The sequence below is a fragment of the Psychrobacter sp. genome (assembly GCF_030454045.1).
Classification (GTDB): Bacteria; Pseudomonadota; Gammaproteobacteria; order Pseudomonadales; family Moraxellaceae; genus Psychrobacter.
Window position 1 is genome coordinate 85,759 of sequence record NZ_JAKDJE010000002.1, and the last position, 10,969, is coordinate 96,727.

Annotated in this window: 7 protein-coding genes and 2 tRNA genes; 7 read left to right on the forward strand and 2 right to left on the reverse strand. The window is 44.7% G+C overall.

Going from position 1 to position 10,969, the window contains the following annotated elements; translation table 11 throughout:
- Positions 1-39 precede the first annotated feature (39 nt).
- The 6 genes from L0G63_RS00815 to L0G63_RS00840 all read left to right on the forward strand — a co-directional run bounded on the left by L0G63_RS00815 (position 40) and on the right by L0G63_RS00840 (position 6,426).
- Positions 40-753, forward strand: coding sequence for a hypothetical protein (locus L0G63_RS00815; RefSeq protein ID WP_301448941.1), 714 nt, complete (start codon positions 40-42; stop codon positions 751-753).
- Between the two features lie 156 nt (positions 754-909).
- Entirely contained in the window at positions 910-2,010 is a 1,101-nt protein-coding gene (locus L0G63_RS00820; RefSeq protein ID WP_301448942.1) for a DNA polymerase III subunit delta, read from the forward strand.
- Positions 2,011-2,289: 279 nt separating this feature from the next.
- Entirely contained in the window at positions 2,290-3,609 is a 1,320-nt protein-coding gene (locus L0G63_RS00825; protein ID WP_301448943.1) for an efflux RND transporter periplasmic adaptor subunit, read from the forward strand.
- 250 nt (positions 3,610-3,859) lie between these two features.
- A complete protein-coding gene (locus tag L0G63_RS00830; protein ID WP_301448953.1) occupies positions 3,860-5,809 on the forward strand; it encodes a MacB family efflux pump subunit in 1,950 nt (649 codons plus the stop codon).
- A 240-nt stretch (positions 5,810-6,049) separates the two neighbouring features.
- Positions 6,050-6,125: transfer RNA gene (locus L0G63_RS00835), tRNA-Lys, on the forward strand.
- Between the two features lie 225 nt (positions 6,126-6,350).
- Positions 6,351-6,426, forward strand: a tRNA-Lys gene (locus L0G63_RS00840).
- Positions 6,427-6,500: 74 nt separating this feature from the next.
- Here L0G63_RS00840 and L0G63_RS00845 read toward each other — a convergent pair.
- Together L0G63_RS00845 and L0G63_RS00850 are read right to left on the reverse strand one after the other, a co-directional pair.
- Positions 6,501-7,289 (reverse strand): MBL fold metallo-hydrolase, encoded by a 789-nt coding sequence (locus L0G63_RS00845; protein ID WP_301448944.1) that lies wholly within the window; start codon positions 7,287-7,289, stop codon positions 6,501-6,503.
- A gap of 281 nt (positions 7,290-7,570) precedes the next feature.
- Positions 7,571-9,658, reverse strand: a complete 2,088-nt coding sequence (locus L0G63_RS00850; protein WP_301448945.1) for a catalase — start codon at positions 9,656-9,658, stop codon at positions 7,571-7,573.
- Positions 9,659-10,083: 425 nt separating this feature from the next.
- Between L0G63_RS00850 and L0G63_RS00855 the strand changes: the two genes are divergently transcribed.
- Positions 10,084-10,875, forward strand: a complete 792-nt coding sequence (locus tag L0G63_RS00855; RefSeq protein WP_301448946.1) for a dienelactone hydrolase family protein — start codon at positions 10,084-10,086, stop codon at positions 10,873-10,875.
- The last annotated feature ends 94 nt before the right edge of the window (positions 10,876-10,969 follow it).

The following is a 10,969-nucleotide window of genomic DNA, read 5'->3' on the forward strand; positions in this document are numbered from 1 at the left end:
TAGTGCTCTAAGCCTTTTTATCATATGAGGATAGCGTTTATGTCGTATAAGCATCGAGCTGGGCAATCACAACCAACGCCAAGCGCACTGCACTTTGGTACAAAACAATCTGGTGGAAAGAAGATTGCGACGGCATTGCTCGCAGCATTACCTATGTTTGCGATATTGGGTGCAACGGCGGGGCTTAGTGGTTGCGGTTTTCAGCTACGCGGCTATGATTCGCCAATGCTGCTCAATGCCAACAAAACAGCCGTCATTATCGAAGACAATCGCACCTCATTTCCTCTAAAATTGCCATTGACGAGTCGCCTAACCACGTTAGGTGTCGATGTCATTGATAATATGAGCGTAGAGGATGTGATGCGTAGCAATCAACAAGCTAGTGCTAAACCGATTGCAGCGATCGATATCAGTAACATGCGTTTTAAACGTTACGAGTTGGTGGGTGTATTGACAGAGATTCGCTTGGTACTCTCTGCTGATGTCAGCTACCAAACGATCGAGAACGGCAAGCCAGTCACGCTTACCAATCCCATCCAAGTCGAGCGTAGCTATCAATACAATGAAGCATCCGTCAGTACTGATGACCAGCAAGGCGACCAAATTCGTGATTGGCTGTATGATAGCTTGGCACGTCGCATCACGGATCAATATGTGGCGATTTCGCTACCAAAAGTTGCACCTGCTGCCAAGCAGTCTGTACTGATGAATAAAGGTGTGACACCAACCGTCGTCGTCGTACCACAACCGTAATAGTTAGTCGTTCTGATTATCAAACGATACCATTTCTAGAAATATGAGTAGAAAACTAAGCGAGCGTAAGTACTAGTAAACTCGGCTAGCTTGACACTGCTGATCATATTTTTGGAATTGGTATTACCTGCTCATCAACCTGTGTAACACCACGCTATGCAAGATACTTTCATAAAAGCCTATCCAAAACTACTGCAGCCTTCCGTTGCGGTAGCGGGCTTGTGGCTGGCGCACGGTGACGAGCCACTACTGAGTCAATGGTTGATAGATGCGCTGCGCCCACACTGGCGCGCGCAGAACTATGCAATCAAACGTATAGAGCTGATTTCTGTCAAGAGTTGGCAAGAAGTACTGTCAGAGCTTGGCAGTCAGTCTTTATTTGATGATGCTAGCGCGGTAATCGTGACGGGAAATCATAAACCTGACAAAGCAGTTATCGCTGAGTTAGAACGTTTTGCGGTCGAGGCACAAGCTGGCACACATGGTCATAGTGTATTGTGGCTCACACCTAAGCAAGACAAACGCAGCCAGAGCAGCAAATGGTTTGCTCCTTTTACGCAGTATGGCAATGTCATTGATTGCAATTTATACAATGAGCAGCAGCGCCAACAGCTACTACAAATACAAGCTCAGAAGTTTGGCTTACGACTGTCTCAAGAAGCGTGGCAGCTACTCATGTCACACACTGAGCATCATTTGCTAAGTGCTTATCAAACCCTATGGCGATTGTCTTATCTGTTTGCACCGCAGCTAGTGGCTAATAGCCGTACTAGTGAAGATAGTGCTACTGACAATAGCACCGAACCATCTAATAGCTTTTCACAACCTGTGAATAATGTGGCATTGGATATTGCAGACCTACAAGCAGCGTTGGTCAGCGATGCGCAGTTTAGTGTGTTTGATTTGTCTGATGCGATGCTTGCGGGCAATAGTACGCAGGCTGCCAAAATCATGTTTCAGCTAAAGTCGACCGATGAGCCCACTACTTTAGTGCTTTGGGCTATCAGCAAAGACATGCGTCAAATCATTCAACTTATGGACGGTCAAGACCCTCAAGCATTAGGCATTTGGCGTAGTAAACAAGGGTTGTACCAACAAGCCTGCCGCCGTCAGTCAAAAACGCACACGGCCGAATGGCCTGCCCTGCTTTACCGCTGTGACCAAGCCATCAAAGGCCTCATTCGTCAGCCAGCATGGGAGCTATTATTACAAGCGGCATTGGAGCTTGCAGGTAAGCGTTTATTTGCGATGCGCTAAGACAGACCCGCTTGTCACCACCTTTTATTGTTTTTCTTATTAACAAGTTATCCATCTCTTCTCTTACTGATTTATACATTTAAACGCTGTAAATTCAGATTCTACTACCCTATTTTGTTCTCCTATAATCTCCGTTTTATTGATTTTTAGTAAGCATTTCTTTTCTGTACCTGTCTCTGTTCTTCTACCTTAACCTTTCGTAAACTAATTTCCATTCCCTTTTGTAGATGAAGTCTCTACTATATCTACACTTGATTTAATTGTGATTGGATTGTTGTCATGCGCAAAATAAGCAAAAAGTCTGCTATCAAATGGGGTGTCATCACCTTAATTATCGTAGCATTAGGGGCTTTGGCCTATACTTTTTTAAAACCAGAAGAAGCCACACCTAATTATTTAACCGCAACCGTTGAAGTCGGTGATATTGAAAACAATGTCATGGCCTCTGGTAAAGTAAAAGCGTTAAATACCGTCGATGTAGGGGCACAGGTATCTGGTGAAGTAAAACGCCTGTACGTTGAAGTCGGTGACGAAGTCAAGCAAGGCGATTTGATTGCGCAGATTGATCAAGTGACTCAGAAGAACAGCCTGAGCAATGAACAAGCCAGTCTTGAGCAAAGCGAAGCCGCGCTACAAAGTGCGCAAGCAGAATCGTTGAGCAAACAAGCCAGTCTAAAAAGTGCCTATGCTGATCTTGCCAGCCGTCAGTCTGAGCTCAAACAAGCACAGTCTGACTTTGCGCGTTTGCAAGACTTAGTCGCTATCGATGCTATCTCACAACAAGAATATGACACGCAGGCGACCAGTGTCGAGACTGCAAAAGCAGCCGTTGCCAATGCACGTGCGGCTATCGACACAGCTAAAGCCGCGATTGCGACCACAGAAGCCAATATAAACAGTCAGCAAGCAGCGCTACGCAAATCACGAACCAACGTCAGTACTGCTGAAGAAGATCTAAGCTATACCACGATTCGTGCACCAATATCAGGTACAGTCGTTTCTATTACGACTGAGCAAGGTACTACGGTCAATGCTAACCAAACGGCGCCCACATTGGTGACGCTAGCGGATTTATCGACCGTGCGTATCAACGCGCAAATCTCCGAAGCTGACGTTATCAATGTCAGTGCTGGTATGCCTGCTTATTTCAATATTATCGGTAATCCAGACAAACAGTATGATGCGACATTAACCGCTATCGAACCTGCCCCAGAGCAGATCAGTAGCACCAGCTCGACAGACGCTGCTATCTATTACGTCGGCTACGTAGAAGTACCAAACCCTGACCGCTTGTTTCGAATCGATATGACGGCACAGATATATATCATCGTCAACGAAGCCAAAAATACTCTATTAGTACCATCAACAGTGATACAAGAAAAGCGAACTAAAGAAAAAGGCAAATCAACAACGGGCAAGTTTGTACGTGTATTAAAAGATGACGGAACCGTAGAAGAGCGTACTGTAGAAGTCGGTATTGATAACCGAGTAAATGCGCAAATCTTAAGTGGTTTGAAAGAAGGGGAAGAAGTAATCATCAGTGAAGAGAGCGGTAAGAAATCAGATAGCGGCCGCGTACCTGGCGGACCTCGAATGTAACTTGTGCTTTAACTATGTTGAGTAAGAAAGGCTTGCTAAACATAGCAGCCCTTTCATAACAACACTATAACGCTTATTAGCCTTTATTAAAGACACTGCTATGACTATATCTCAATCTCCTAAACCGTCGACTGAAGATAGCTCTGAAAGTAGCATGGCTCAAAACTTAGGGTCACACACTTCTGCTAATCGCTCAAGCAACTCAGCAAAAACCAATACCGCTACCCACTCTGCATCAAGCAAGCCCATTATGGAACTATCTGGCATTATCAGAGAGTTCCCTGCTGGTGAGCAAACCATTCGCGTCTTGCATGATATCAATCTGACGATTCACCAAGGTGAGATGGTCGCTATCATTGGACAGTCAGGCTCTGGTAAGTCCACCTTGATGAATATCTTGGGTTGTCTAGATCAAGCCACTGCTGGTGATTATAAGATTTATGGTCAATCCGCCCGTAAGCTTGATGCCGATCAGCTAGCAGAACTGCGCCGTGAGCACTTTGGTTTTATTTTTCAGCGCTATCATTTGCTTGGTGATATCAGTGCCAAAGACAACGTCGCCGTCCCTGCCGTGTATGCGGGCATGGATACCGAGGCACGCACCAATCGTGCTGAGAAGCTACTAACTGACCTCGGCCTTGGCAATAAGGTCAACAATCGTCCCAATCAGCTCTCAGGTGGACAGCAGCAGCGTGTTTCTGTCGCTCGTGCACTGATGAATGGTGGCGATGTTATCTTAGCAGATGAGCCAACTGGTGCCCTAGACAGTAAGTCTGGCGAAGATGTCATGGCGATTTTGCATGACCTCAGCGCACAAGGTCATACCATTATCATGGTCACTCATGATCCAAAACTAGCAGCACAAGCGGAGCGTGTGATTGAGCTCAAAGATGGCCATGTCATCGCTGACTATCAAACTGAGCATTATAAGCACACAGACAAAAAACCAGAATCTATCCTTGGCGAGCATCGCAAAAGTGCCTTTGGTAGTTTTATTGATCGACTGCTTGAAGCATTCAAAATGTCTTTGCTTGCCATGCGCGCGCATAAGATGCGGACCCTACTGACCATGCTCGGTATTATCATTGGTATCGCCGCGGTCGTATCTATCGTAGGTCTTGGACAAGGCTCTCAGCAGCAAATCCTAGCTAATATTAGCTCGTTAGGTACTAATACCATCACCGTCAATGACGGCTACCCTAGAGGCGACCCTAGACGCCGCTATAATGATGACAATTTGACACCAGAAGATGCAGAGGCGGTCGGCAATCAGCCCTATATTATCAGCGTTAGCCCTCAGGTAAATGCCAACTCTAGCGTTCGCTATCGTAGTATACAAGAGGATGCTACCGTCAACGGTGTTGGTGAAGACTATCTAACCGTCACTGGTGAGACATTGGCATTGGGCCAAGGGTTTGATGCGAAGAGTATCAATTTACGCAGCCAAGATATTATTATTGACAATAATGCCAAAGAAACCTTCTTTTCAGAGGTCGACAACCCTGTTGGCGAGGTTATCTTGATTGGGAGTGTTCCTGGACGCGTGATTGGTGTGCTCGAAGAAAGCGACGGTGGCTTTGGTCCCAGTGTGACGACGCCTACTATCTATATGCCTTATACGACGGTAATGTCGCGCGTCACCGGTAGTACCAATATCGACCGCTTTGTGGCGTTGTTAGATGATAGTATCTCTTCTAGTGCCGCAGAGACGGCCATCTCTGACTTGATAGAAAGTCGCCATGGCAAAGATGACTTTGAGCTACGAAATTCAGACTCTATCCGTCAAACCATTGAGTCAACGACAGGTACGATGACCCTACTTATCTCATCAGTTGCAGTTATTTCGTTGATTGTTGGTGGTATTGGGGTCATGAACATCATGCTAGTCTCTGTCACCGAGCGCACCAACGAGATTGGCGTACGTATGGCAGTAGGCGCACGTCAGAGCGATATCATGCAGCAGTTCCTTATTGAGGCCGTTCTGGTCTGTATTTTAGGAGGGCTGATTGGTATTGGACTGGCCTTTGCCATTGGTGAATTAATTAATAGTGTGGGCGGTGATAATTTCAAAGTTATCTATTCATCAACCTCTATTATTGCTGCTTTTGTTTGTTCGACGTTAATTGGCGTAGTATTTGGATTCTTGCCAGCACGTAATGCCGCCAAATTAGATCCTGTTGAAGCACTTTCTCGAGACTAATAATCGATTATTGACTCGCTTTAGCCAAAAATAGAGCAGTCAATATCGATATAATGGCAAAAATTTAAAGAAACTGGAATAAATTGGCAATTTTATAAGAGAATTACACTTTTTTTATCATGTGGGGTTGTAATTGTCATAATAATATATATAATGTGCTCTCACGTTTAGAGATACAAATTAACTAAACGGGAAAGCAAGCGTCATGCTTAAATTATTGAGTATTGTTTGCAAGTATTAGGGCTGTTAGCTCAGTTGGTAGAGCAGTTGACTTTTAATCAATTGGTCCCGCGTTCGAGTCGCGGACAGCCCACCATATTTAGTTTAATCTTTATTAATCGTTCTGCCCTATCCGGTAGTAGACTAATAAAGATAAGTTTAAAAGACATCGTCAAGATGTTTAGTTTTAGAAAGTTCTTTAGTTAGAATTTTCTCTTGCAATAAAATGCAAACCTAGTTTGGATACAGTGTTTTTAGAATTTACGAAAATGTAAATTCTCTTGCGCTCAGATGAAGTAGTACTTCATTTAATCCTCGCTCAGGGCTGTTAGCTCAGTTGGTAGAGCAGTTGACTTTTAATCAATTGGTCCCGCGTTCGAGTCGCGGACAGCCCACCATATTTAGAAAGCCCAGTTACTATGACAGTAACTGGGGGTTTTTTCGTTTGGGCTTTTTGATCGTTATTTTATCTCTATTTACTCTTGCGACGTTTAAAGAGGTTAAAATCGTTTTTCTTACGCCATAACAATTTATGTCTGATCGTGTCTTTGATGGTGCGCGGGTATTTGGGGGCTTGGTCGATGAACGTATCAAACTCTACCTCACTCATTGCACGCTCTCGGCCATGAGCCATCATTACCATTGATGGTTTTAAATCTCTGATTTTTTTTAACGATTGCTTATAAGCTTTGGGATCATAGACAGGAAATGGCGCCACAAACTTATGACGTAATTTGATGATGAGATCAGCCGTATATACTTGACGACTGGGCAAATGAAATAAAGACAAATCGCGATCGGTATGCCCAGGCGTCTCTAACACTTGCCACTCATCGAACCTTGGTACAATATCACCATCGGTGACGGTGATATCTGGCTGAAGACTTGCTGGATAATATAAGTTTTTAAATGTGCGACCTTGCCGCCTCGCCACATAGTACGCAAGATTCATATCGACCAGATGCATCGCTCGTCCACCAATACCGCCGTACCACTGACTTTTCTTATCAGCAGAGATAATGCGGCAGCCAGTCTCTTGGCGAAACTTGCGCGCACCGCCCGCATGATCCGGATGCATATGGGTGACCACCACCACTTTTAGGTCTGTTATCGGCCTATTTAGAGTATCTTTGATATACCCAAGTACCATTGACACATCGGCACGGCAACAGCCGTCTAGTAGCATGATTTTATCTGGATATACTGCCAAGTAGCTACTTTGGATATAACCCTCTAGACGTACAATTTCACATAGACTCATTGGTATTCCTTACCGCATTCATCCTCATTATTATGATGAGGCTTGTGCTCCCTTCCGTAGATACTATTTAGTATAGCGCCCGTCAATTCAAAAAAAATGACTTTGAGTGAACGCTTGTGACTATAGATACGGTTGATAATAGTCGCATAATGCGTAACATCATTAATGACGGCGTTTATACTTCCAGTAAAAACGCAAAAAACCCAGCGCTTAGGCTGGGTTTTCTACATTAAGCATTTACTTTATAGATTTACAGCTTATACCATCAATTACGCTAGCGATTACGCAAGGTCACGTACCTTTGGCTCACGCTCCCACAGACGGGTTTTGGCATTTTCAATAAAGCCATCCACATCATCAAGTGGTGTGACAAACGCATCTTTTTCGATAGGCAACTTGCTCAAGATATGCTCTTCGGTCGCACCACAATAAGCGATGGCTTTGCAATGATTGTACGCATCGTTGAACCAATCTAATGCAGAGCTGTCCATGGCCAGCTTCTTAGCTTGGTCAGGCATGATAATACTCACTACCGCATCAAACAACACTGACGGCCCACCCGCGAGACGCTCATCCGCTTGTATACGTGTACCATCATCTAATATCACTTCTTTGTTAGGCGAAACAATCTTCACACTTGCGCCTTCAGCTTTCGCCGCATCTTCAAACTTCTTGATTTCGCTGTGTTTCGAGCCTTCTGCAACTAAAATACCAACCAAGCGACCTTTTAGGCTCTTCGGTGAGATACCGATGGTTTGCAGCGCTTTTGAGGTGCCAAGATCCTGTACAGGAGCGGCGGCGTCTGCTGGCTCTGGCAGTTCCATACCAAGTGCGCTAGCCACACGGTTAGCCAAATCTTCATCGATATGAATCAAGTGACTAAGGACACGAGTACGTACATACCCCGTATCTACTTTACCTAGCTCAAACGCGTAGGCAGTGGCAATATGGGCTTGCTCAGCTGGCGTCTGGCTACGATAGAACATACGCGGCTGACTGTAATGATCGGCAAAGCTTTCGGCACGGATGCGACCTTTGACGCCATCATCCAACTGCTCATGGAACGATTCAAATCCGCGTTTGTTACTCTCGCGAGGTCTGGTTTGGTCCAAGCTCTGTGGCTCATACAATGTACGAGTCTTCGGCACCTGCATTTGCATATGGCCATCTTGCTGGTTGTTGGCAAACGGGCATTTTGGTGCATTGATTGGAATTTGCGCAAAGTTTGGTGAGCCCAAACGTGACAACTGCGTATCTAGATAACTAAATAGACGGCCTTGGAGCAATGGATCATTACTGTAATCGATACCTGGCACTACGTGGGATGGGCAAAATGCCACTTGCTCGGTTTCAGCAAAGAAATTATCAGGGTTACGGTTCAAGACCATTTTACCGATAATTTTTACAGGTACGGTTTCTTCAGGGATAAGTTTGGTCGCGTCTAGATGGTCAAACGGAAATTCATTGGCTTCTTCTTCGGTAAATAACTGAACGCCAAGCTCCCACTCAAAGAACATACCATTTTCGATGGCTTCATACATATCGCGGCGATTGTAGTCAGGGTCTGCACCTGAGATTTTAACTGCTTCATCCCAAATGAGAGACTGTACACCGAGCACTGGCTTCCAATGGAAACGGACAAAGGTGCTCTTACCGTTTTTGTCCAGCAGACGGAAAGTATGGATACCAAACCCTTCCATCATACTAAAGCTACGTGGTAGGGCACGGTCACTCATCAACCAAATAACGTTATGCATGGTTTCAGGGCTTAGTGAAACAAAATCCCAAAACGTATCATGGGCAGACGCCGCTTGTGGAAAGCCGCGGTCAGGTTCTGGTTTGACCGCATGAATCAAATCTGGGAACTTTAGTGCATCTTGAATAAAGAAAATCGGCATGTTGTTTGAGACCAAATCCCAGTTGCCTTCTTCTGTGTAGAATTTGACCGCGAAACCACGAACATCACGCGGCGTGTCTTTTGAGCCCTTGTTACCTGCTACAGTAGAAAAACGCGTGAATACAGGCGTTTGCTTACCGGTTTCAGTCAATATCTTCGCTGTTGTATATTCTTCTAGTGACTCAGTCAGCTCAAAGTAACCGTGGGCCGCACTACCACGAGCATGGACAATACGTTCAGGAATACGCTCATGGTCAAAATGGTTGATTTTTTCGCGTAATACAAAATCTTCTATTAAGGTTGGGCCACGTTTACCCGCCTTTAGCGAGTTTTGATTGTCGCTGATAGCCACGCCTTGTTGGGTGGTCAATACTTTGGTGTCATCGCCTGCGCGCTGATGGGTTTCGCCCCCATTGCCACGCTCAGTATTCATATCTTTGGCTGGGTCGGTATGATCGATATTATTATTCATAAAACATCCTAGCTAATGAGTAAAATAGTCTCTTCTAAGACCATTAAAAATGTGCTTACACAGGTGTTGTATCCTTTGGGATAATACTGACTTCATCTGTCGATTATCTGTCTGTGATGCTGCATGACCAATTATTAAAAAAGATAAAGGAATAAAAGGCATACGGCTTATCTTACCCAAAAACTAAGTCGCTTATAGTTGCATATATAGTGAAAGTTGTTGATGTTTGGTTAAGGTTTGCAGTCTTCATTAATCTGTCATTTTAGGGCGTCATCAGGGAGTTTTAATATTAACAATCCCATAATGTAATGACGTTATTCTTTAAGGTATGCTTTTATGAGGAATGAAAGATCATCGATAAATAACATTGGCATAGTTTTTAGCCAAATATTTATCTTTTTTATATCACTATAAGGCGATTAATTATGTTACCAATGACAGATGCTCTCTCCAAAACACCTTATCGCGCCCTACCTTCTGTTGCATCAGTAGGTCTCATGGCATTAATGGTCAGTCAAACGGCGGCCGCCATCACCACCAAAAACGTGATTTATACGGTCGATAACCAAGCCTACGGAGGCTATTACGCCAAAGCCGATAAGCCAAACGCCCCTTTTATCTTATTGATTCATGATTGGGATGGCCTCACTGACTATGAGCGCAAGCGTGCTGATATGTTAGCAAATGAAGGCTACAACGTACTGGCCGCAGATATGTTTGGGCAAGGTATTCGTCCCACCTCTGTCGAAGAAAATAAGCGTTTAACAGGCGAGCTCTACGATGATCGTAACAAGATGCGCCGCATCCTTCAAGGGGCATTGAATGCAGGACGAATGAAGGGTAATGATGTGCGTAATGGCACGACGATGGGTTATTGTTTTGGTGGTACAGTGGCATTAGAGCTTGCCCGCGCAGGATTCCCGCAAAAAGCCTTTGTACCCTTCCACGGTGCCTTTGATATCCCTACGGGTCAAAGTTATGACAATACCAAAGGCGAGATACTGGTGTTCCACGGCTCAGCCGATCAGTCCGTCTCACTAGAGAGCTTTGCAACGCTAGGCAAGACCTTGGAGGCCGCCAACGTACCGCACGAGATGATTACCTATAGCGGCGCACCGCATGCCTTTAGCGTGTTTGGTAGCGACAGATATGATGCACGTGCTGATGAGCGTTCTTGGAAACGTTATTTGGACTTTTTGGCAGATGAATATCAATAATCTAGCAGCCTAAAAAATATCCGGTAGCGTATCTCAGGCACTATAGTCAATCCTACTTAAAAATGTTATAAAATAATTAACAAATTCAATTGTT